Origin of the sequence: Burkholderia sp. BCC1996 (genome assembly GCF_905339955.1) — a bacterium.
Classification (GTDB): domain Bacteria; phylum Pseudomonadota; class Gammaproteobacteria; order Burkholderiales; family Burkholderiaceae; genus Burkholderia.
Window position 1 is genome coordinate 333,439 of record NZ_CAJPHM010000006.1, and the last position, 21,462, is coordinate 354,900.

Sequence of the window (21,462 nt, forward strand, 5' to 3'; positions counted from 1 at the left end):
ATGAACGGGCCTGCACGTTCGTTTCGCACCGCGACGCCCCCGGCATTCGCGCAGGGTACCGGCCAGCGCAACCGCGCGACCGGTACGCCCGCGCCGATGCACGTCGTGCTGTTCGGCGCGGGGCACGTCGGCCATGCGCTCGTCACGCTGCTCGGCGCATTGCCGTGCGTCGTGCAGTGGGTCGATACGCGCGACGAGCTGTTCCCGGACGAATGTCCGCCGAACGTGCAGCCGGAGCCGACCGACATACCCGAGGCCGTCGTCGACGCGGCGCCGCCCGGCGCGTACTTCCTCGTGATGACGCACAACCACGCGCTCGACTTCTCGCTCGCCGCGCAGATCATGCGGCGGCGCGACTTCGCGTACTTCGGGATGATCGGTTCGCGTACCAAGCGCGTGAAGTTCGAGCGCCGGCTCGCCGCGCGCGGCGTCGATCCGGCGCGGCTCACCGAGATGGTGTGTCCGATCGGCGTCGCGGGCATCGTCGACAAGGCGCCCGGCGCGATCGCGGTGGCCGTCTGCGCGGAACTGCTGCAGGCCCGCTCGGGCATGCCGGTGGCCGACGCGAAGGCGGCTGCGGCGGAGCGCTTGCGCGACGACGCGCGCTGCGCGCGGTAACGATCAGGGCCGGCACGCCCGACCCACGTCCGCGCGTTTTTGCCTACACTGCACGGATCGCGCGGCAGCGGGCCGCGCGTCCTTTCGTGCAGGTACCATGTCCGATCATCAGGTCTATCTCGATGCGCTCAATACGAGCCTCGTCGTCATCGAGCGCTGGCTGTCCGGCGCCGATACTTCCCCTGCGGCGCTCGATGCGCTGCTCGCGCCTTTCTCCGCCGAATTCACGATGATCATGACCGACGGTCGCGCGTTCGACCGCGATGACACGCGCGCGCTGTTCGCGAAGCTCGGCGGCGCGAAGCCGGGGCTGCGCATCACACTGTCGGACATCCGCGTGCTCGCGGCAGACGCGTCGCATGCGGTGCTCACCTATCTCGAAGCGCAGCAGGCGGCGTCGGGCGAACTGCCCGCGCGTCGCGCGACCGCCGTGTTCGCGCGCGACGCGGCAGGCGTCGTGCGCTGGACCCATCTGCAGGAAACCTTCTGCACGGCCTGAGCGGCCGCGCCGCGTGATCGTGCGCGGGCGATTCCGCGCGGGTTCAGCGCCGCTTCAGCGCTTGCGGCCGCGTGCGGCCGTCAGCTCGTCGGACACGCTCTGCATCAGCGCACACAGCCACGCGATGTCGGTCGGGCGATCGGGGTGCGGGTGCGTGAGCAGGTAGCTCTTGATGCGCGGGAACGGCACGGGCGGCGCGACGACGACGAGCGGCAGCAGCTGCGCGTAGTGCGTCGCGAAGCGGCGCGTCGTCGTGAAGATCAGGTCCGACTGCAGCAGCACCTGCGGCACGATGCCGAAGTACGGCAGCGTCGTCACGATCCGTCGCGTGAGACGGGCGCGGGCGAGGCCGATCTCGATCGCGTTGCGCTTGTCGCCGGTGTACGGCGTCGGCGCGACGTGCGCGGCCGACGCGTACGCTTCGCGCGTGAGCGGTTCGCGGGCGAGCGGATGCGCGTCGCGCATCAGGCACACGATCGTGTCAGAGAACAGGTCCTGGCGCGCGAACCGAGGGTCGGGCTTCGGCCAGTTGCCGATCACGAGATCGATCGCGCCCGATTCGAGCGCCTCCGCGTGATCGAGCGCGGGATTCAATGAGTCGATTTCCAGATGCGCATGCGGCGCCGCGTCGCGAAAGCGCTCGATCAGCGTCGGCATGAAGAAATCGTTCAGGTAGTCGGGCGCGGCGACGCGGAACGTGCGCCGCGCGGACGATGGATCGAAGTCGCCGTGCGGCGTCGCGATGAAGTCGACCTCGCGCAGCGCGCGCGACGCGGCACCGAGCAGCGACGCGCCGTACTCGGTCGGCACCATCCCGGATTTGCCGCGTACGAGAATCGGGTCGTTCAGCGTCTCGCGCAGCTTGCGCAGCGCGGTGCTGATCGCGGGCTGGGTCTGGTTCAGCCGCAGCGCGGCCTGCGTGACGCTGCGCTCGAGCAGCAGCGTGCGCAATACGCGCACGAGCCAGATATCGAGCGAGGCGGTACGATCGTCGTCTTCCATCGGCGAGCGGTGATTCGGGAGAAGCGTAACCTTACCGCAGCCGCACGTTGCCGTGCGTGATACCGGCCATCACGTGCGCCCCTTCGGCAGCACGCTGATCCGCTTGACCTCGCGCGACTCGAGCCAGTTCGGCGTGCGCGCGCAGTACAGCACCATCGGCAGCGCGTCCTCGCCCCAGAACAGCTGCTGGTTCATCCAGAAGGTCGGTACGCCGAACACGCCGAGCGCGATCGCGTCGTCGGTGTTGCGGCGCAACTGCGCGCTCGTCTCTTCGAATTCGATCAGCTCGTCGCCATGCCCGACGCCGACGCGCTCGCACAGCGCCGCGAACCCGTCCGGCGTCGACGGATCGTTGCCGTCGTGCCAGATGAAGCGGAACATTTCCAGCACGGTCGCGATGTCGGCGCGCAGCGCGATCGCGAGGCGCAGCACCTTGTCGGAGTCGAACGGATGCGCGGGCGGCATCTTGAAGCGGATGCCGAGCTGTTCGGCGCGAAACAGCGCGTGGCGGTACGTGAACACGCGCTTGGCCGGCACGTCGGCGCTCGGGCGTTGCCCCCAGTGGCGCTGCAGGTCGGGCAGCGACACGGCGACGGGGTCGAACGGCACGTCGGGCCACTTGTCGTGCTGTTCGAGCAGCAGGTAGGAGAACGGCGACACGAAGTCGAAGAACCAGGCAGGCTGGGCAGTGTCGAGGCCGGTTGTCATGGCGATCTCCAGAGGGTGGGGCGTGCGCGCCTGGCGGCGGCCTTCATGTTACGTGGCGGCGCGCGGATGCAACCGCGCGGATGCAGCAATGATCGCGGATCGGCCGCTCATGCGGAACCGGGAGTCGCCCGGGGGGGCTCGCCGGCCGGCGCCGCCGCGCCGCCGCGCGCCGCTGCACGGCCGCCGGCGCCGGGTGTGCCCGATGCGACGTCGTGATCGTGCGCGGTGAGCCGCTCGCGCACGAAGCCGATGTGCTCGCGCAGCACGTAGAACTGCCCCGCGTACGCAAGCGGCATCTTCATCCGGTTCACGGCTTCCTCGATGTCGTCGAGTTCGTCGAGCAGCTGGACGCGCTCTTCGGCCGTATGCTCGCCGAGCGCGCGGCGCTCGAGCGCGATCAGCGCGCCGTACCAGCGGTAGATGCGCGAACGCACGCGCCAGCCGTACAGCGACGGCACCAGCCGCAGCCCGGGGATCAGCACGACGATCAGCGGCACCACGACGACGAGCAGCCGGTCGACGAGACTCGCGACCCAGAACGGCAGCCGCCGGTACAGGAACGACTTGCCCGACTTGTAATAGCGCCCCGCGTCGTCGGACAGCGGGAAGCCGCGCGTGACGGCCGACGGGAATTCGCCCGCGTGCTGCAGGATCGTCGCGTGGCCGTGCACTTCGCGCGCGGCCTCGATCAGCAGGTCGGACAGCGCGGGGTGCAGCGTATCGCGCGCGACCAGCTCGATCGTCGGCGCGACCGTGTGGATGTCGGCGGGCGGCAGGTTGAGGCCGAGATCGTAGACGCCCATCGGCAGCGTGATCGCGGTCAGGTACGGAAAGCGCCGCGCGTAGGCCTCGGCTTGCGTGAACGAGTACACGTGCACGCCGGGCGCGCGGAACAGCTTCGCCATCACCGGGATCTGCGTCGAGTCGCCGGACAGGAACGCGGCGTCGATCTTGCCGTCGAGCAGCGCGGCCGCGGCGTCCTCGCCGGCGGTCGGCAGCAGCTCGGTCGAGCCGCCCGGCACGATGCCGTTCATCTTCAGCAGCGCCAGGCTCAATTCGCGCGCGCCGCTGCCCTCTGCGCCGAGCGCGAGCCGCTTGCCCTTGAAGTCGGACAGGCGTGCGACCACCGGCCCGCGGTACATGATCGCGAGCGGCACGTAGCCGATGCTGCCGAGCGAGACCAGGTGTTCATCGCGCTCCTTCGGGCCGATGCCGCTCTGCACGAAGCCGACGTCGACCGGCGCGTCCGGATTCGACAGCCGCGCAAGGTTCTGCGCGGATCCTTCGGATGACTGGACGTCGAGCGTGACGCCGTTCTTCGCGAGGATCGCCTTGTATTTCTGCGCGGCGTTCCAGTAGGTGCTGCCGGGCGGGCCGGACGAAATCACGAGCGTGGACGGCGGCGCCGGCTGGATCAGCTTGACCGCGAGCCAGACCGCCGCGACCGCGAGCAGCACGGTGGGGCCGATCGACAGCGCGAGGTCGCGCCACGACACCGCGACGAAGCGGGCGAGGATGCGGCGGGGCGGGCGGGGGCGGGCTGGCTTCATGGAGTCGGCGGATGACACGGGCGTGACGCATCGATGACGGCCGTCGCGGACAAGGCATGCGATGCGCGTTCTGGCGGCGATGGTACCCGGTTTCGCCCGGCGTGCGCGAGTCCGGCGCCGTCGCGCGGCGGCGGACACGCGCGCGCGCGGGCGGATGGCGGGCGGCCACGCGTCAAAAGCTTTGCGCTTCCGCGGGCGCTGGATTACATTGTGCGACGCAGCCGCGCCCGATTCGCGCACGACCCGGCACGTTATGAGACCGGGCGCGCCCGGCCGGCGGCTGTCCGGCCCGGCCGGCCCGCATTCGCGCGCGCCGGCCGCCGGCCCGTGTCGCCTCTCTCGCATCGCCGTGGAAATCACCGGCCGTCCCGCCCGTTCGCGCGCGGGCCGGCTGCCTTTGGGGGTATCCGGCCGTACTGTGCACGGCCGTTCCGGAGTTACAAGGAGATAGCATGAAGTCGATCGTGTTGAGAGCGTTGGGTGTTGCGGCCGTGGCGGCCTGTCTGACGGGCAGCGTGTACGCGCAGTCGAGCGATGCGGCGGCGACCGAAGCGCCGGCCGCGGCAGCGAGTTCGCCGAAGGCGGCGGCCAAGACCGCGAAGAAGGCCAACCGCCAGCTCGGCTATGCGGTGCGCAAGGCCATTACGAAGGCAGGCGGCATCGACGTGGCGAACATCGTCGTGCGCTCGAAGGGCGGCGCGATCTCGCTGGAGGGCACGGTGCCCGACCAGGCACAGATCGACAAGGCGGAAGAGGCGGCGAAGGGCGTGAAGGGCGTGACGTCGGTCACGAACAAGCTGACGGTTCAGCAGCAATGATGCCGGGCGGCGGCGCGCCAGCGCCGCGCGCCCGCTTTCACGCGGGCCCCGGCGTGCCGGGGCCCGTTTGCACTTTCGAATGCCCCCGGGCCCGCCGCTTCGCGCCAGGCCCCCGAGCGGGCGTCCCCCAAGGAAACTTCCTTCGGGGCGGAAAACCTTGGGCGGCCCGGCGTTTTCCCGACAGGCCGCGAGCCGCGCACGACGCAGCGGCGCACCGATAACGATATCGAGAGGGCGGCAATGACAACGCACGGGTGGGGCAGTCGGATTCTTTGGGGCGCGGCGCTGGCCGCGGTCACGTTGCTCGGCGCCTGCAACGGCGACGAGTCGTCCGAACGCAACCGGCTGCCCGGGTTCGTGTCCGGCAGCGTGCGCACCACCGCCTACGACGGTACGGGCGACGACCTGCTGACGGCCGGTCTCGGCAAGACGGGCCTCGCCGCCGCCACCGCGCCGGCGTTCGCGAATCCGTCGCGGCCGACGAGCGCCGAGCTGCGCCGGCTCGCGATCTGGTCGAACTACCGCGCGCTCGTCGACATGAGCGCCAACGGCGGCTACGGCCGCTTCTGGGGACCGAACGTCGACCTCGACGGCAACGACACGCTCGGCGAAGGCAAGATTCCCGGCACCGAATATCTCGCGTATTCCGACGACGGCAGCGGCCGCAAGAACGTGACGCTGCTCGTGCAGGTGCCCGCGAGCTTCGACCCCGCACAGCCGTGCATCGTCACCGCGACGTCGTCCGGTTCGCGCGGTGTGTACGGCGCGATCTCGGCGGCCGGCGAGTGGGGCCTCAAGCGCGGCTGCGCGGTCGCGTACAACGACAAGGGCGGCGGCAACGGCGCGCACGAACTCGGCACCGACACGATCACGCTGATCGACGGCACGCTCGCCGACGCGGTGCTCGCCGGCAATGCCAGTCTTTTTACCGCCAACGTGACGAGCAGCGACCTGGCTGCGTTCAACAACCGCTTCCCGAACCGCTACGCGTTCAAGCATGCGCATTCGCAGCAGAATCCCGAGCAGGACTGGGGGCACGCGACGCTGCAGGCGGTCGAATTCGCGTACTGGGCGCTCAACGAACAGTTCGGACCGCTGGTCGACAGCTCTCATCACGGCGTGCGCTACCGCCCGGGCGACATCACGACGATCGCCGCGTCCGTCAGCAACGGCGGCGGCGCGGCGCTCGCGGCGGCCGAGCAGGACACGCGCCGCTGGATTACCGCGGTCGTGGTCGGCGAGCCGCAAGTCAACGTGCGGATGGCGCCGAACGCGGTCGTGCGGGAGGGCGGCCAGCCGGTGCCGTCGTTCGGCCGGCCGCTGGCCGACTACGCGACGCTCGCGAACCTGCTGGAGCCGTGCGCGGCCGCGTCGTCGTCGCTCGCGGGCGCGCCGTACCTGAGCGCGCTGCCGGCCGCCACCACGCAGTCGATCCGCACGCAGCGCTGCGCGACGCTCGCCGCGGCCGGGTTCGTGTCGGGGGCCGATACGCAGAGCCAGGCCGCCGACGCGCTCGCGCAACTGCACGCGGCCGGCTATCTCGCGGATTCCGACCTGCTGCAGGCGCCGATGTGGGATTCGCAGGCGATTCCGGCGATCGCGGTCACCTATGCGAACGCGTACACGCGCTCGCGCGTGACCGACAACCTGTGCAATTTCAGCTTCGCGACCACCAATGCGGCGACGGGCGCGGTCGCGCCGCCCGCCGCGTCGCCGATGCCGGCCGTGTTCGGTCTCGGCAACGGCGTGCCGCCGACGGCAGGCGTCAATCTCGTGTTCAACACCGGCGCGGGTGTCGACCACCGGCTCGCGACGCCCGACGCGAGTTTCGCGGGCGCGCTGTGCCTGCGCCAGCTGTGGACCAACGGGATGCTCGACATGCCGGCGAACGTCGATGCGGTGCGCGTGAACGCGAACCTGCAGGGCAAGCCGGCGATCATCGTGCAGGGCCGCAGCGACGCGCTCGTGCCCGTGAATCACGCGTCGCGCGCGTACGTCGCGCAGAACGGCATCAGTGAAGGCGGCCGCAGCCAGCTCGTGTTCTACGAGGTGACGAACGGGCAGCACTTCGATGCGTTCCTGCCCGTCGCGGGCTTCGACACGCGCTTCGTGCCGGTCCACTACTACAACCTGCAGGCGCTGAACCTGATGTGGCGGCACCTGAAGAACGGCGCCGCGCTGCCGCCGTCACAGGTGGTCCGCACGCTGCCGCGCGGCGGCACGCCGGGCGCCGCGCCGGCGCTGACGAGCGCGAACCTGCCGCCGATCTCGGCGTCCCCCGGCGCGAACGCGATCACGGCCGGCGCGGGCGCGATCGATGTGCCGCTCTGACGGCACCCGCCCCACCGCGATACGGAAGCCGGACGCTCGTCCGGCTTTTTTATTTTCAGCGTCTGGAATCGGTCCCGCATTGCCCTTGGTCCGAATGGCATGCGCTGTAACAAATTATCGCTTTACGGCGGAAAATCCGGAATCTATTATGCGCCGATATTTTAACTTAATTTAATAAATTCCCGTAAAGACAATATTCCTTTCCGTATAGTTAATCGATCCTTTCGATTTTATTAAATCGGCTCGAGTTGCGGTTGGTCGCCCTTTCGCGATTGACCGGCATTTCGTCGAGGGAATCGTTCGTCTGTTCGAAGCGAAGGCGCCTTGTCTGGCAGCCTTTGCAGGGGCTGCTTTTGCTTGCGGTTTCTCGCGCGTGCGGATGGCGATGGCGAATTCGCAGTGCCGCGCATTATTGAATCGTCGTTTGCAATGGAATTGATTCCATTGCGCGATCGCGGAATATGGGTGGGGTAAATCATGCCGGTCGGTATTCGCCGATGCGGTAAAAAACTCGGGGTGCATCGCAAAACGAATGCGCTCCCGGTGCGGAGCGCCGGCGCAAATGATCCTTTGCGACCGGCGGTATTTATCGTTCTGTTCGAGAGGCAATAATGACGACACTGAAGTCCTTGAAAGACGGTTTCGCGCTATTTGGAACGACGCTGAGCGTGCCGCTCGCCGCAGCCGCGGCCGCGGCGCTGCTCGTCACGGGATGCGGCGGCGACGACGGGGCGGGCCCGACCGCCGCCACCGCAGCAGCCGCGACGACGTCGAACGGCAGCACGTCGGCCACCACCAATGCAACGGCCGCAGTCCCGGCCGACCAGCCGTACGTCGACAACGACGTGTACGGCACCGGGCCGAACGACGCGGTCACGGATTCGACCGAAGGGGCCGCGGTCGTGCACCGCCAGGTCACGATCGGCGGCAAGACCGTCCAGTACACGGCCACCACCGGGCACCTGACCACGATCGACCCGATCACGTCGGCGCCGAACGCGAAGATGTTCTATGTCGCGTACACGCAGGACAATCCGGACCCGTCGAAGCCGCGCCCGGTCACGTTCTTCTACAACGGCGGCCCCGGCTCGTCATCGGTTTACCTGCTGCTCGGCTCGTACGGGCCGAAGCGCCTGCAGTCGTCGTTCCCGAACTTCACGCCGCCGGCCCCGTACAAGCTGCTCGACAACCCGGACAGCCTGCTCGACCGCACCGACCTCGTGTTCATCAACCCGGTCGGCACCGGCTACTCGGCGGCGATCGCCCCGGCGAAGAACAAGGATTTCTGGGGCACCGACCAGGACGCGCGCTCGATCGACCGCTTCATCCAGCGCTACCTGACCAAGTACTCGCGCTGGAACTCGCCGAAGTTCCTGTACGGCGAGTCGTACGGCACCGCGCGCAGCGCGGTCGTGTCGTGGGTGCTGCATGAGGACGGCATCGACCTGAACGGGATCACGCTGCAGTCGTCGATCCTCGACTATGCGAATGCGCTGTCCGCGCCGGGTACCTTCCCGACGCTCGCGGCCGACGCGTTCTACTGGAAGAAGACGACGCTCAACCCGACGCCGACCGATCTCGACGCATACATGGTGCAGGCCCGCAACTACGCGGACAACACGCTCGCGCCGCTCGCGCAGAAGCCGAACCCGCAGGACGGCGGCTTCGTGAACGTGCGGCTGAACCTGAACCTGCAGACCGCGCAGCAGATGGGTTCGTACATCGGCACGGATCCGACGTCGCTGATCCAGACGTTCGGCAACCCGGCCGCGCTCGGCAACGTGCCGTCGTCGGACGACAACCCGCCGTACACGTTCTTCCTGACGCTCGTGCCGGGCACGCAGATCGGCCAGTACGACGGTCGCGCGAACTTCACGGGCAAGGGCATCGCGCCGTACATCCTGCCGAACTCGGGCAGCAACGATCCGTCGATCACGAACGTCGGCGGCGCTTACACGGTGCTGTGGAACAGCTACATCAACACCGACCTCAAGTACACGTCGACGTCGTCGTTCGTGGACCTGAACGACCAGGTTTTCAACAACTGGGACTTCAGCCACACCGACCCGACCGGCGCGAACAGGGGCGGCGGCAATACGCTGTACACGGCCGGCGACCTCGCGGCGACGATGAGCGTGAACCCGGACCTGAAGGTGCTGTCGGCGAACGGCTATTTCGATGCGGTCACGCCGTTCCACCAGACCGAGCTGACGCTCGCGCAGATGCCGCTCGATCCGACGCTCAAGGGGCAGAACCTGACGGTCAAGAACTATCCGTCGGGCCACATGATCTACCTGAACGACGCGTCGCGGACCGCGCTGAAGGGCGACCTCGGCAACTTCTACGACGGGATCCTCGCGAACCGTACCGCGCTGCAGCGCGTGCTGAAGCTGCAGGCGCGCACGCAGCAGATGAAGCAGCAACAGTTGAAGCAGCAGGGGCAGTAAGGAGCGCGAGCGACTTGCGCTGCCCGGCCGTGGGCCGGGCGGCCCGAGTTCGCGAGGCCCCGGATGGACGACAGCCCGATCGGCGCAGGCCGGTCGGGCTGTTTTTTGCGGCGGGGTGCCGGCGTCGCGTGCTGGCCTGTCATGCATCACATCGCGCATGTGGCTCGCGATGCTGTGATCTTCCACGGTGGCCGAGAGTCGTCGACCGACGGGGCGTTGTCGGGTCCGCGTGAGATTCGCCGCGGCTTGATCCTCGAAAGGGGAATGCATGTCCCTGTATCGAGGGAAATTCTCCACCGACAAATCGTGCCGATCTGTTTCGTCAGGGGCGGGAAGTCGGCGATGTCTGCCGTGGCGGGCGGCAGCCGCGCCGCTTACGCGAGCACGAGCCGCACGCCGACCGCGACGAGCGTCGAGGCGAGCAGGTTGCGCAGCAGCCGCTCGGGCGCGCGCGCCGACAGCAGGCTGCCGAGCACGATGCCGGGCAGCGAGCCGAGCAGCAGCGACAGCAGCATCGACCAGTCGACGGAGCCGAGCAGCCAGTGGCCGATGCCGGCGACGAGCGTGAGCGGCACCGCGTGCGCGATGTCGGAGCCGACGATGCGCGTGGTCGCGAGCAGCGGGTACAGCAGCAACAGCACGGTGACGCCGATCGCGCCGGCGCCGACCGACGTCATCGACACGAGCGCGCCGAGCACGGCGCCCGTCAGCACGGTCGACCAGAACGTGCGCGCGGGATTCGGCGGGAGCGGGTTGCGCGCGGCGAGCGCGGTCAACTGCGGGCGGAAGATCAGTGCGAGCGACGTGAGCAGCAGCGCGATGCCGAGCACCAGCTGGATCATTCGCGCGGTGCCGGGCGAGTTCATCCCGTGCGTGTGCAGCACCCACAGCGTGACGGCCGCGGCCGGGACGCTGCCGGCCGCGAGCCGGCCGGTGATGCGCCAGTCGATCGACCCCTTCAGTCCGTGGACGAGGGTGCCGGTGGCCTTGGTCGCGGCCGCGTACAGCAGGTCGGTGCCGACCGCCGTCGCGGGGTGGACGCCGAACAGCAGCACGAGGATCGGCGTCATCAGCGAACCGCCGCCGACGCCCGTCAGGCCGACGAGAACGCCGACGAACAGGCCGGACAGGGAGTACAGCAGATCGATATGGGGAAGCGACATCGGAAGCAGGCGGTTATGCGGCGTTCGGCGGCGGCGCGCGGCCGCGGCGCGCGCATCAAAGTCTGCCATTGTCGCAAAAGTGGCGCTTCGGTGTACGACTACGTTAAAAATCGGCCGGGAAGGCCCGCCGGACGGGCCGTTCGCGGCGGGTCAAACGAACGTTTGAACAGGCGCGGGACCGGGCCGGGCGGGGTGGCGTGCCGGCGTTGCCGGGTTGCGACGCCGATGTCGGGCCATCGGGTGCGGCGGGGCGGAGCTCGTCCCGATTCAGGCCCGCCGGCCGTCAATGCATCGCGGGGCCGGCGCCCGCAACGGCGTCCTGGCGGCGGATGCGCAGCGCGAGGCCGAGCAGCCCGGCCGCGGCCGCAAATGCGGCGCCGACCGCGAACGCGGCGTGGTAGCCGCCGTTCAGCGCGTCGAGCGGTGCGGCGTGTGCCGCCGCGAGCGCATCGGTGCGCGCGGCCGCGAGGCTCGCGAGCACGGCGAGGCCGAGCGCACCGCCCATCATGAACGCGGTGTTGACGATGCCCGACGCGAGCCCGGAATCGGCCGGATCGACGTCGCTCATCGCGGCGAGCAGCACCGGATTGAACGCGACGCCCGCGCCGATGCCGAGCAGCGTCATGCCCGGCAGCACGTGCCAGACGAAGCTGCCGTCGGCCGGCGCGCGCGCGAACAGCGCAAGGCCGCACGCCGCGATCAGCAGGCCGGCGGCGATCGGGCCGCGGATGCCGAAACGCATCACGATCCGCGCCGACAGCCCGAGCGAGAACGCGGCCATGATCAGGTTCGCCGGCAGGAACGCGAGCCCGACCTGCAGCGGTCCGTAGCCGAGCACGCGCTGCATGTAGAGCGCGGACAGGAAGAACCACGCGAACATCGCGGCCGCCCACAGCACGCCGATCACGTTCGCGAGCGCGACGTTGCGCGCGGCGAACAGCGTGAGCGGCATCAGCGGATGCGCGACGCGCGCCTCGATCGCGACGAACAGCGCGAGCAGTACGACGGCCGCGCCGATCAGCACGACGGTTTGCGTAGACAGCCAGCCGGCCTCGTTGCCGCCGACGATCCCGTAGACCGCGAGCATCAGCGACGCGGTCACGGTGATCGCGCCCGCGACGTCGAGCCGCGCGGCGCCGGCCGGCGCGCGCAGGCGCGGCAGCAGCGCGACGCACATCGCATAGACGGCGATGCCGATCGGCAGGTTGACCAGGAAGATCCAGTGCCATGACAGCGTGCTCGTCAAGAGCCCGCCGAGCAGTACGCCGATGCTGCCGCCGCCCGCGCAGACGAAACCGTAGACGCCCATCGCGCGCGCCCGTTCGCCCGGCTCGGTGAACAGGTTCATGATCAGCGACAGCGACACGGCCGACACGATCGCGCCGCCGAAGCCCTGCACCGCGCGCGCGGCGATCAGCATCGTCTGCGTTTGCGCGAGGCCGCAGGCGAGCGACGCGAGCGTGAACACGACGAGGCCCGCGAGGAACATGCGCCGCTGGCCGTACAGGTCGCCGAGCCGGCCGCCGAGCAGCAGGCAGCCGCCGAACGTCAGCAGGTAGGCGTTGACGACCCACACGAGGGCCGTCTCGGTGAAATGGAGGTCGGTGCTGATCGACGGCAGTGCAACGTTTACGATCGTGCTGTCGAGCACGATCATCAGCACGCCGAGGCAGAGGACGATCAGCGCGTACCAGCGCTTCTCGCCGTGGATCCCGTGGGTCATGGGCTGGCAGCCTTCTCTCAGATCGTTATTTGAAAGGCTGAATTGTAGACGTCGTTCGCGTGCGCTTCCTGCCGGTTTGTGGCAGGAGCGACGCGTAGCGGCGGCGCGTGTCGCGCGGCGCCGGGCGTTATTCGCGCGGCGGGAGTTCGCAGCCGTCGGGGCCGCATGCGGCGGCGTCGTCGCCGGCGAATTCGACGATGGCGCCGTCGCGCCATGCCTGCCCGAGCGCCTGCGCGAACACGTCGGCCGGCTGCGCGCCCGATACCGCGTAGCGGCCGCCGAACACGAACAGCGGCACGCCGCGTCCGCCGATCTGCGCGGCGCGCGCGATGTCGGCCTCGACTTCGTCACGGTATGCATCGCTGCGCAGCACGGCTTCGACGGCCGAGCGCTCGAGCCCCGCTTCGACCGCGAAGTCGATCAGCGCCGCATGGTCGAACAGCGAGCCGTGCTCGCAGAAATAAGCGCGGTACAGGCGCTCGGTCAGCGCATGTGCGCGGCCGGTGGCTTCCGCGAGCTTCACGAGCCGATGGCCGTCGAGCGTGTCGCCGACGAACGTGCCGGGCAGGTCGTAGCTCAGCCCGACGCTCGCTGCCGCGTCGGTCACCTGGCGCAACATCTGGTCGACCTGCGCGGGCGACATCCGGTACTTGCCCGCGAGCATCGCCTCCACCGGTTCGACCGGCTGGCCCGGCATCAGCCGGTACGCACGCAACGCGACGTCGACGTGCTCCGCGTGCGCGAATGCGGCGAGCGCCTCGTCGAAGCGGCGCTTGCCGATCCAGCACCACGGGCAGATCAGGTCGGACCAGATTTCGACGGTCAGGATCGGGCGGGCAGTCGGGGCGGGGGTGGTCGTCATGGGCGGTCCGGGGCGGCAAATAAATGTAACCGGGACTATAGCATTTTGTGCTTCGACGCTTCGCCGTGGGCTGGCCCGCGTGGAACGGGCCGGCCCTGACGTATCACGAAGCATAGTCACGGACCGCGCGAACCGGTAGCGGGGCCGATGTCGGTGATGGTGAACGGGGAGCGGGGAGCGGTGAAGGCCGCAAGCTTGGCGACCAGGCGACCAGGCGACCAGGCGACCAGGCTCGCCGCTCACGTCGCTCACACGTCGCCCTGCGTTTCCTTCAGATGCTTCAGGTGCTTGTAGACGGTCGCGCGCCCCATCCCGAGCACGTTCGCGACGTAGTTCGCGGCGCTCTTGCCGCGGAACGCGCCTTCCGCATACAGCGCCTCGACGAGCTCGCGCCGGTGCTCGCGCGTGAGGCCGTTCAGGCCGACCTGCCGCTCGCGCAGCCAGCCGTGCAGGAACGTGTTGATGCGCTCCTGCCAGTCGTCGCGGAACAGCTCGTCCGGTTGCGCGACGATGCCCGCGCCCTTGATGAACACGTCGAGCGTCGCGCGGACGTCGTCGAACACCGCGATGTTGAAGTTGATGCACATCATCCCGGCCGGCCGGCCTTCGTCGTCGAACAGCACGTTGCTCACGCAACGCATGCGCCGGCCGTCCCAGTTCAGTTTCTCGTACGGGCCGATCACGCGCTCGCGCGCCGAATGATCGATTTCCTCGAGCGCCGAATCGTCGCCGACCTCGCGCTTCGACAGGTTGTTCGCGAGGTACAGCACGGTCTGGTCGTGCAGGTCGTGGATCACGACTTCCGCGTACGGGAAGAACAGCGCCGCGATGCCGTCGGCGATCGGTGCGTAGCGGGTGAGCAGCAGGTCTTTGACGGGGGATTGCTTCTTGCGCATCGGAATCGCCATCTCGGGTGAGCGGGAGCCGGGCGGTGCGTCGGCACGGCGCGCCGGCGTGCCGTCCACCGGCTCGCCCGTGCGCCCCCGCGCTGCCGCCGCGGCGGTTGCGCCATTGTATCGGCCCCGCGTGCGCGTGCCGCTCATGCGCGCGTCAGATGCATGTACAGCGCGTGCGCGATCGCGATGTCCTCGAGCCCGAGGCCGATCGAGCGGAAGAACGCGTGACGCGTGCGCGACGGTGGGGCGCAGGTGCCTGCGACGAGCGCGGGCAGGTCGCCGACGATCTGCTCGGGCGTCCAGCCGTGCCCGGCCGCCGCGATCTGCATCTCGCCCGCGCTCGCGGGCGTCGTGTGCCGGTAGTCGCAGTACACGTCCATGTCGGGCAACCATGCCGGCGGGATCTCGTGCGCGCGCGCGACGTTGGTGCTGATCGAGGTGACGAGCGCAGGGCGCGTGAGCATGCCGTCGGCGAGCACCGGCGTGCCCGACGACGTGCACAGCATCACGACGTCCGCGTCGCGCACGCACGCCTCGACGCTGGCGGCCGCACGGGCGCGCGAATCGATCCGCGCGAGCGTCGCCTGCAGCGCCGGGTCGCCGGCGAGCGCGGGCGAATGGACGCTGATCGATGCCCAGTCGCGCAATGCCGCCGTATGGCGCAGATGTGCGAGGCCCACCGCGCCCGCGCCGATCACGGCGAGCCGGCGCGCATCGCGCGGCGCGAGGCAGTCGACCGCGAGCGCCGTCGTGCCGGCCGTGCGCTCGACCGTCAGCAGCCCCGCGTCGCACCACATCAGCGGCTGGCCGGTGCGCATCGACATCAGCGCGGTCCACGCCGTGACGATCGGTTTGCCGCCCGTCACGACGTATGGCGACAGCTTCGCGCCGAACACTTGCTCGTCGGCGAGCGCGCCGAGATACGTGATGAAATCGCCGGCCTGCTCGGGGAACAGCGTGAGGGTTTGCGGCGGCTGCACCGCGCGGGCCGATGCGAGCGACGCGAACATGCGGCGCAGCGTGCCGAGCACGTCGAGCGACGGCAGCGCCGCGCGCACCGCGGCTTCGTCGACGGTCAGCGGCAGGGTCGGGGCGGGTTGCGTCATGGAACTTCTCCGGTCGGGGCCGGACAGGACAGTCTCGAAAGCGGGCGTCCGGCGGTGTTCGTGATGGATTAAAAGTCTAATATAGACAAAAGAAGTCGGGTGGATTTTTCTTTTCGGAGCTGGCCCGGGCGGCTGTCAGTCGAAAAAACATCGATGAATCAACGGCATTTTGCGTAATCGACGGAATCTCGGTGGGCAGCAGCGAGGTCGCGATTATCGTATCCCCTATAGTCTATAGTAGACTAAGAGTCTATATTTCGGATGCAGACCGACACGTTGCCGCCCGGTGGCCGGCATGCATCGCATGCCGATCCGGCGCCCGGCGCCCGGCGACGGCGTCGCGCGAACGGTCTTCATCGCCTCAATCTGGAATCGAAGGACATCGTCATGAACTGGAAGCTTTCCCTCTGCGCCGTCGCGGCGCTTGCGTGCGCGGCCGTCACCGCCCACGCGGAACAGACCACGCTGCGCTTCGGGATCGAAGCCGCCTATCCGCCGTTCGAGAGCAAGACGCCGGCCGGCCAGCTGCAGGGTTTCGACGTCGACGTCGGCAACGCGGTCTGCGCGAAGCTGAACATGAAGTGCGTGTGGGTCGAGAATGCGTTCGACGGGCTGATCCCGGCGCTGCAGGCGCGCAAGTTCGACGCGATCAATTCGGCGATGAACATCACCGCGAAGCGCAAGCAGAGCATCGATTTCACGCCGGCGATCTACGTGGTGCCGATCGTGATGGTCGCGCACCGCGGCTCGCCGCTGCGGCCTGATGCAGCGAGCCTGCGCGGCAAGCACGTCGGCGTGCTGCAGGGCTCGTCGCAGGAGGATTTCCTGAAGGCGCACTGGGCCAATGCGGGCGTGGACGTCGTGTCGTATCAGGACCAGGACCAGATCTATGCCGATCTCGTCGCCGGACGTCTCGACGCGGCCGTGCAGGAAGCGCAGACCGCGCAGGACGGTTTCCTCGACAAGCCGGCCGGCCGCGACTACCAGATCGTCGGCGACCCGCTGAAGGATCCCGCGACGCTCGGCGAAGGCACCGGCTTCGGGTTGCGCAAGGGCGACAAGGCGCTGCAGGCGAAGATCGTCGGCGCGCTCGACGCGCTGAAGAAGGACGGCACGCTGAGCGCGCTGTCGCAGAAGTATTTCAAGCGCGACATCGTCGCGAAGTAAGCCAGGCCGCGCGCCGGCCGCGGTGCCGGCGCGCGTCGCACCGAATCTCGACGCAGTACGGGGAAGCATGGATTTCGACGTCATCGTTCTGGGGGCCGGCATCGTCGGCGTGTCGTCGGCGCTGCATCTGCAGGATCGCGGGCTGCGTGTCGCGCTCGTCGACCGGCGCGCGCCCGGCGAGGAAACAAGCCACGGCAATGCGGGGCTGATCGAGCGCTCGTCGGTCGTGCCGTACGCGTTCCCGCGCCGGCTCGGCACGCTGCTGCGCTACGCACGCAACCGCTCGGTCGATCTCTATTGGGACTACAAAGCATTGCCTGCGTATGCGGGCTGGCTTGCGCGTTTCTGGCGCGAATCGTCGCCGCAGCGGCTCGCGGCCGCCGCACGCGACATGCTGCCGCTCGTCGCGGCGAGCGTCGTCGAGCACGACGCGCTGATCGCGCGCACCGACGCGCAGCCGCTCGTGCATGACGGCGGGTGGATCGAGGCGTTCCGTTCGCCCGCGCTGTTCGACGCGGAAACGCGCGCGCAGCAGCGGGTGGCCGACGCGCACGGGTTGCGGATGAGTGTGCTCGACGCGCGCGCGTTGCGCGAACGCGAGCCCGGCATCGGCGACGCGTTCTGCGGCGCATTCCACTGGCAGGACCCGAAGACGGTGTCGAGCCCCGGCGGCCTCACGAAGGCGTACGCGCGGCTGTTCGAGCGCGACGGCGGCACGTTCGTGCGCGGCGACGCGACGACGCTCGCGCAGGTGCGCGACGGCTGGCAGGTCGATACCGAGCATGGGCCGATTGCGGCCCGTTCGGCCGTGGTTGCGCTCGGGCCGTGGTCCGATCACGTGTTCGCGCCGCTCGGCTACCGGATTCCGCTGCGCGCGAAGCGCGGCTATCACATGCATTACCGGCCGACCCGCGTGCCGCTGAACGTGCCCGTGTGCGATACCGAGGAGGGTTTCGTCGTCGCGCCGATGGAAGGCGGCCGCCTGCGGCTCACGACCGGCGTCGAGATCGCGTTGCGCGGCGCGCCGCCGACCGGCGTGCAGCTCGCGCGTGCCGAGCCGCTGGCGCGCGACGCGTTCGGCATCGGCGAGCGGCTCGATCCGGCGCCGTGGCTCGGGATGCGGCCGTGCACGCCCGACATGCGGCCCGTGATCGGGCCTGCGCCGCGCCATCGTCATCTGTGGTTCGCGTTCGGCCACTGTCACCACGGGCTCACGCTCGGCCCCGCGACCGGGCGTCTGCTCGCCGAGATGATGACGGGCGCGCCGACCTTCATCGATCCCCATCCGTACCGGCCCGCGCGCTTCGGCTGAACCCGTTGCGATACGACGGCCGCCGCGTGTGCGGCCGTCACAGTTTTTCATTCGGCTGTCCGTATTGTGTGAAGTCTTGCAGCCGGAAATGATCTGCGCAATTGACCGGAAAGAAATCGCGAAATAAGCAAAGCAGAAAACACGCGATTTATTAATACATTTTCATGAAGATGAAATGCGAAGCAGGCGGTCCGTCCGGGCCATCCGGCGACGTTTCGCAACGGACGTTCCGATGTGACCCGGGATGTACCGGAACACGTTACTTCCGGCCTCGCAAACGTTACGTTACATCCGAGCGCCCGACACATTTATCGTCAGATGATTGCGGCTGCGCGACCCGTTTATTTACCCGGAAATCCATATAAAACCGTTATTGGCTTGCAATAGGCCAACGAATCAATCCGTTTTATCTGGATGGCACACTTCGTGCAATCCATCCCCATGCTTTATCAACGTAGTGCCAACGAGATGGGGTAAGGATGAGACAAAACTTTAAATTGACGGGTGTGGCGCTGTCGGTCACGACGGTGTTCGGGGTACTGGTTTCCGGTTCGGCTGTCGCCGGGCCGCTCGATGCGCTGCCGATTCCGCAAGTCGTCGTGAATCCGCCGACCAACAGCGTATCGATCGGGTTGGCCGCGACCGGCACGTCGCCGCTGGGTTCGGTCACCGTTGCGACGGGTGGGGCCGGCGCGATTCAGACGTCGCTGGGCAACCCGGCGCAGGCGCTGTCGGGCGCGGTGAACGCGCTGCAGGGCGCGCTCGGCGGCGGTGGCGGCGCGGTGACGCCCCTCGCGCCGGTACAAGGCGTGGTGAACCAGGTGACGGGAGCGCTCGGTGGCGGCAACCCGGCCGGTGCGTTGAGCGGCGCGCTGAATACGGCGACGGGGACGTTGAGCAATGCGGTCGGCACGGTGACGGGCGGGCTGGGTAACATTGGCGGCGGTGCGAACCCACTGGCGCCGGTTCAAGGTGTCGTCAATCAAGTGACGGGGGCGCTCGGTGGTGGCAACCCGGCCGGCGCGCTGACCGGCGCCCTCGGTACGGTCACGGGTGCGTTGGGTAACGTCGGTGGCGGGTCGAATCCGCTGGCACCGGTTCAAGGTGTCGTCAATCAAGTGACGGGGGCGCTCGGTGGTGGCAACCCGGCCGGCGCGCTGACCGGCGCCCTCGGTACGGTCACGGGTGCGTTGGGTAACGTCGGTGGTGGGTCGAACCCACTGGCGCCGGTTCAAGGTGTCGTCAATCAAGTGACGGGAGCGCTCGGTGGCGGCAACCCCGCTGCTGCACTGACCGGCGCGCTCAATACGGCGACGGGTACGCTGAGTAACGGAATCGGTACGGTGACGGGCGCACTGGGCAACGTCGGCGGCGGCGCGAATCCGCTGGCGCCGGTTCAGGGCGTGGTGAATCAAGTAACGGGTGCGCTTGGCGGCGGCAACCCGGCCGGCTCACTGACCGGCGCTCTCGGCACGGTGACGGGTGCGCTCGGCAACGTCGGCGGCGGCAACCCGGCCGGCGCACTGACCGGCGCTCTCGGCACGGTGACAGGTGCGCTCGGCAGCGTCGGCGGCGGCAACCCGGCCGGCGCACTGACCGGCGCTCTCGGCACGGTGACGGGTGCACTCGGCAACGTCGGCGGCGGCAACCCGGCCGGCGCACTGACCGGCGCTCTCGGCACGGTGACGGGTGCGCTCGGCAACGTCGGCGGCGGCAACCCGGCCGGCGCACTGACCGGCGCCCTCGGCACGGTGACGGGTGCGCTCGGCAACGTCGGCGGCACGAACCCGCTGGCGCCGATCCAGAACGTCGTCGACCAGGTCACGGGCACGCTGGGCAGCGGCAATCCGGCTGGTGCGCTGAGCAACGCGGTCAATACGATTGCGGGTACGCTCGGCAACATCGGTGGCGCGTCGAGCCCGCTGGCACCGGTGCAAGGCGCCGTCACGCAACTCGCCGGCACGCTCGGCAATGGCAACCCGGCCAGCGCACTGACGGACGCTGTGAACTCGGTGACGGGCGCGCTCGGCAGCCTTGGCGGCACGAACCCGCTGGCTCCGGTACAAGGCGTCGTGAACCAGGTCGTCGGCACGCTATCGGGCGCCGGCGGCGGCAGCCCGATCGCGCCGATCACGAACCTCGTCAGCGGCCTGCAAAACGCGCTGCCGACGGGCGGCAACCCGGCCGGCGCACTGGGCAACGCGGTCAACTCGGTCACGGGCGCACTCGGCAACCTCGGCGGCACGAACCCGCTGGCGCCGGTACAGGGCGTCGTGAACCAGGTCGTCGGCACGCTCGGCGGCAGCAACCCGGCCGGCGCACTGAGCAACGCGGTCAGCTCGGTCACGGGCGCACTCGGCAACCTCGGCGGCACGAACCCGCTGGCCCCGGTACAGGGCGTCGTGAACCAGGTGGTCGGTACGCTCGGCGGCAGCAACCCGGCCGGCGCACTGAGCAACGCGGTCAGTTCGGTGACGGGCGCACTCGGCAGCCTCGGCGGCACGAACCCGCTGGCGCCGGTGCAGGGCGTCGTGAACCAGGTCGTCGGCACGCTGTCGGGCGCAGGCGGCAGCAGCCCGATCGCGCCGATCACGAACCTCGTCAGCGGCCTGACCGGCGGCAGCAACCCGGCCGCCGCGCTGACCGGTGCGCTCGGTTCGGTGACGGGGGCCCTGGCGAACGGTCCGGCGGCCCTCGGGCAGGCGGCCGGCGCGTTGTCGGGCGCGGCCGGTTCGACGGCTGCAGCGGGCGGCAGCCTGCTCGGCTCGGGCGCGAGCGCGGCGGGCAGCACGGCGGGGGCAGCCGGTTCGCTGCTGTCGACGGGCGGCAACGCGACGGCGACGGTCGTCAATGCGGCCGGCACGACGCTGGGCACGGCGCTGGGTTCCACGCCGAGCCTGTCGGTCACTCCGCACTCGGGCAACAACTCGGCGAACAACCCGCTCGCACCGGTGTCGACGCTGCTGCAGGCGGTGACGGGCGCATTGCCGAGGTAACCGGCCGGCGCGCGCGGCGACGGTTCATCGCCTGCCGCGCGCAACGGGTCGCACAACGCGGCATGACAGCAATGTCATGCCGCGTTTTTTTGGGGTTCCCGGTCTGTCTCACGGGAGGAATGGCACTGAATTGCGGGGCGGAATGGAATAACCGGCCGGATTCGTCCGTTTACTTACCGAGTCGCGGCGCAGCCGGACAGCGGGATAATGGTCATGACGTAGTCGACGTCCCGTCCGGCGCCGCCGTGCCGCGATGCCATGCCA

16 protein-coding genes are annotated in these 21,462 nt (G+C 69.2%); 8 read left to right on the plus strand and 8 right to left on the minus strand.

Annotated elements, in window-relative coordinates; genetic code table 11:
- Both xdhC and U4Z64_RS11505 read left to right on the plus strand, forming a co-directional pair.
- Entirely contained in the window at positions 1-618 is a 618-nt protein-coding gene (gene xdhC / locus U4Z64_RS11500) for a xanthine dehydrogenase accessory protein XdhC (protein WP_321820000.1), read from the plus strand.
- Positions 619-715: 97 nt separating this feature from the next.
- Complete coding sequence (locus U4Z64_RS11505; protein ID WP_321820001.1) at positions 716-1,117, plus strand: polyketide cyclase; 402 nt, start codon at positions 716-718, stop codon at positions 1,115-1,117.
- A gap of 54 nt (positions 1,118-1,171) precedes the next feature.
- Here U4Z64_RS11505 and U4Z64_RS11510 read toward each other — a convergent pair whose 3' ends face one another.
- The 3 genes from U4Z64_RS11510 to U4Z64_RS11520 all read right to left on the minus strand — a co-directional run bounded on the left by U4Z64_RS11510 (position 1,172) and on the right by U4Z64_RS11520 (position 4,377).
- Positions 1,172-2,119: a LysR family transcriptional regulator gene (locus U4Z64_RS11510; protein WP_321820002.1), complete on the minus strand. Its 948-nt coding sequence runs from the start codon at positions 2,117-2,119 to the stop codon at positions 1,172-1,174.
- Positions 2,120-2,188: 69 nt separating this feature from the next.
- On the minus strand, positions 2,189-2,827 hold the full coding sequence (locus U4Z64_RS11515; RefSeq protein WP_044844125.1) for a 2-hydroxychromene-2-carboxylate isomerase: 639 nt from the start codon (positions 2,825-2,827) through the stop codon (positions 2,189-2,191).
- Positions 2,828-2,934: 107 nt separating this feature from the next.
- Entirely contained in the window at positions 2,935-4,377 is a 1,443-nt protein-coding gene (locus U4Z64_RS11520; RefSeq protein WP_321820003.1) for a TAXI family TRAP transporter solute-binding subunit, read from the minus strand.
- A gap of 452 nt (positions 4,378-4,829) precedes the next feature.
- Here U4Z64_RS11520 and U4Z64_RS11525 point away from each other — a divergent pair, with 452 nt between their 5' ends.
- From U4Z64_RS11525 to U4Z64_RS11535, 3 genes are all read left to right on the plus strand, one after another.
- Entirely contained in the window at positions 4,830-5,195 is a 366-nt protein-coding gene (locus U4Z64_RS11525) for a BON domain-containing protein (RefSeq protein ID WP_044844127.1), read from the plus strand.
- 240 nt (positions 5,196-5,435) lie between these two features.
- The gene (locus tag U4Z64_RS11530; RefSeq protein ID WP_321820004.1) at positions 5,436-7,526 is read left to right on the plus strand and encodes a D-(-)-3-hydroxybutyrate oligomer hydrolase; all 2,091 of its coding nucleotides are present in this window, start codon (positions 5,436-5,438) and stop codon (positions 7,524-7,526) included.
- A gap of 611 nt (positions 7,527-8,137) precedes the next feature.
- Positions 8,138-9,973, plus strand: coding sequence for a S10 family serine carboxypeptidase-like protein (locus U4Z64_RS11535; RefSeq protein WP_321820005.1), 1,836 nt, complete (start codon positions 8,138-8,140; stop codon positions 9,971-9,973).
- 374 nt (positions 9,974-10,347) lie between these two features.
- Here the strand turns inward: U4Z64_RS11535 and U4Z64_RS11540 are convergent, their stop codons facing one another.
- From U4Z64_RS11540 to U4Z64_RS11560, 5 genes are all read right to left on the minus strand, one after another.
- On the minus strand, positions 10,348-11,136 hold the full coding sequence (locus U4Z64_RS11540) for a sulfite exporter TauE/SafE family protein (RefSeq protein WP_321820006.1): 789 nt from the start codon (positions 11,134-11,136) through the stop codon (positions 10,348-10,350).
- A 283-nt stretch (positions 11,137-11,419) separates the two neighbouring features.
- Positions 11,420-12,859 carry a DHA2 family efflux MFS transporter permease subunit gene (locus tag U4Z64_RS11545; RefSeq protein WP_321820007.1) on the minus strand — a complete coding sequence of 480 codons (1,440 nt, stop codon included), beginning with the start codon at positions 12,857-12,859 and terminating at the stop codon, positions 11,420-11,422.
- A gap of 127 nt (positions 12,860-12,986) precedes the next feature.
- Positions 12,987-13,721: a DsbA family oxidoreductase gene (locus U4Z64_RS11550; protein WP_321820008.1), complete on the minus strand. Its 735-nt coding sequence runs from the start codon at positions 13,719-13,721 to the stop codon at positions 12,987-12,989.
- Positions 13,722-13,969: 248 nt separating this feature from the next.
- On the minus strand, positions 13,970-14,764 hold the full coding sequence (locus U4Z64_RS11555) for a transcriptional regulator (protein ID WP_124488731.1): 795 nt from the start codon (positions 14,762-14,764) through the stop codon (positions 13,970-13,972).
- Entirely contained in the window at positions 14,761-15,723 is a 963-nt protein-coding gene (locus tag U4Z64_RS11560) for an ornithine cyclodeaminase family protein (RefSeq protein WP_321820009.1), read from the minus strand. Before U4Z64_RS11560 ends, U4Z64_RS11555 begins: the two co-directional genes overlap by 4 nt.
- Positions 15,724-16,110: 387 nt before the next feature.
- Between U4Z64_RS11560 and U4Z64_RS11565 the strand changes: the two genes are divergently transcribed.
- The 3 genes from U4Z64_RS11565 (at position 16,111) to U4Z64_RS11575 (ending at position 21,198) form a co-directional block, all read left to right on the plus strand.
- On the plus strand, positions 16,111-16,890 hold the full coding sequence (locus tag U4Z64_RS11565; protein ID WP_321820010.1) for an ABC transporter substrate-binding protein: 780 nt from the start codon (positions 16,111-16,113) through the stop codon (positions 16,888-16,890).
- A 67-nt stretch (positions 16,891-16,957) separates the two neighbouring features.
- Positions 16,958-18,202, plus strand: a complete 1,245-nt coding sequence (locus U4Z64_RS11570) for an FAD-binding oxidoreductase (RefSeq protein WP_321820011.1) — start codon at positions 16,958-16,960, stop codon at positions 18,200-18,202.
- A 479-nt stretch (positions 18,203-18,681) separates the two neighbouring features.
- Complete coding sequence (locus U4Z64_RS11575) at positions 18,682-21,198, plus strand: hypothetical protein (RefSeq protein WP_321820012.1); 2,517 nt, start codon at positions 18,682-18,684, stop codon at positions 21,196-21,198.
- Positions 21,199-21,462 lie beyond the last annotated feature (264 nt).

Bases quoted from the DNA above. Each gene is read 5' to 3' on its own strand.
- xdhC (WP_321820000.1), top strand. From the start codon at position 1: ATGAACGGGCCTGCACGTTCGTTTCGCACCGCGACGCCCCCGGCATTC.
- U4Z64_RS11505 (WP_321820001.1), top strand. From the start codon at position 716: ATGTCCGATCATCAGGTCTATCTCGATGCGCTCAATACGAGCCTCGTC.
- U4Z64_RS11510 (WP_321820002.1), bottom strand. From the start codon at position 2,119: ATGGAAGACGACGATCGTACCGCCTCGCTCGATATCTGGCTCGTGCGC.
- U4Z64_RS11515 (WP_044844125.1), bottom strand. From the start codon at position 2,827: ATGACAACCGGCCTCGACACTGCCCAGCCTGCCTGGTTCTTCGACTTC.
- U4Z64_RS11520 (WP_321820003.1), bottom strand. From the start codon at position 4,377: ATGAAGCCAGCCCGCCCCCGCCCGCCCCGCCGCATCCTCGCCCGCTTC.
- U4Z64_RS11525 (WP_044844127.1), top strand. From the start codon at position 4,830: ATGAAGTCGATCGTGTTGAGAGCGTTGGGTGTTGCGGCCGTGGCGGCC.
- U4Z64_RS11530 (WP_321820004.1), top strand. From the start codon at position 5,436: ATGACAACGCACGGGTGGGGCAGTCGGATTCTTTGGGGCGCGGCGCTG.
- U4Z64_RS11535 (WP_321820005.1), top strand. From the start codon at position 8,138: ATGACGACACTGAAGTCCTTGAAAGACGGTTTCGCGCTATTTGGAACG.
- U4Z64_RS11540 (WP_321820006.1), bottom strand. From the start codon at position 11,136: ATGTCGCTTCCCCATATCGATCTGCTGTACTCCCTGTCCGGCCTGTTC.
- U4Z64_RS11545 (WP_321820007.1), bottom strand. From the start codon at position 12,859: ATGACCCACGGGATCCACGGCGAGAAGCGCTGGTACGCGCTGATCGTC.
- U4Z64_RS11550 (WP_321820008.1), bottom strand. From the start codon at position 13,721: ATGACGACCACCCCCGCCCCGACTGCCCGCCCGATCCTGACCGTCGAA.
- U4Z64_RS11555 (WP_124488731.1), bottom strand. From the start codon at position 14,764: ATGAGCGGCACGCGCACGCGGGGCCGATACAATGGCGCAACCGCCGCG.
- U4Z64_RS11560 (WP_321820009.1), bottom strand. From the start codon at position 15,723: ATGACGCAACCCGCCCCGACCCTGCCGCTGACCGTCGACGAAGCCGCG.
- U4Z64_RS11565 (WP_321820010.1), top strand. From the start codon at position 16,111: ATGAACTGGAAGCTTTCCCTCTGCGCCGTCGCGGCGCTTGCGTGCGCG.
- U4Z64_RS11570 (WP_321820011.1), top strand. From the start codon at position 16,958: ATGGATTTCGACGTCATCGTTCTGGGGGCCGGCATCGTCGGCGTGTCG.
- U4Z64_RS11575 (WP_321820012.1), top strand. From the start codon at position 18,682: ATGAGACAAAACTTTAAATTGACGGGTGTGGCGCTGTCGGTCACGACG.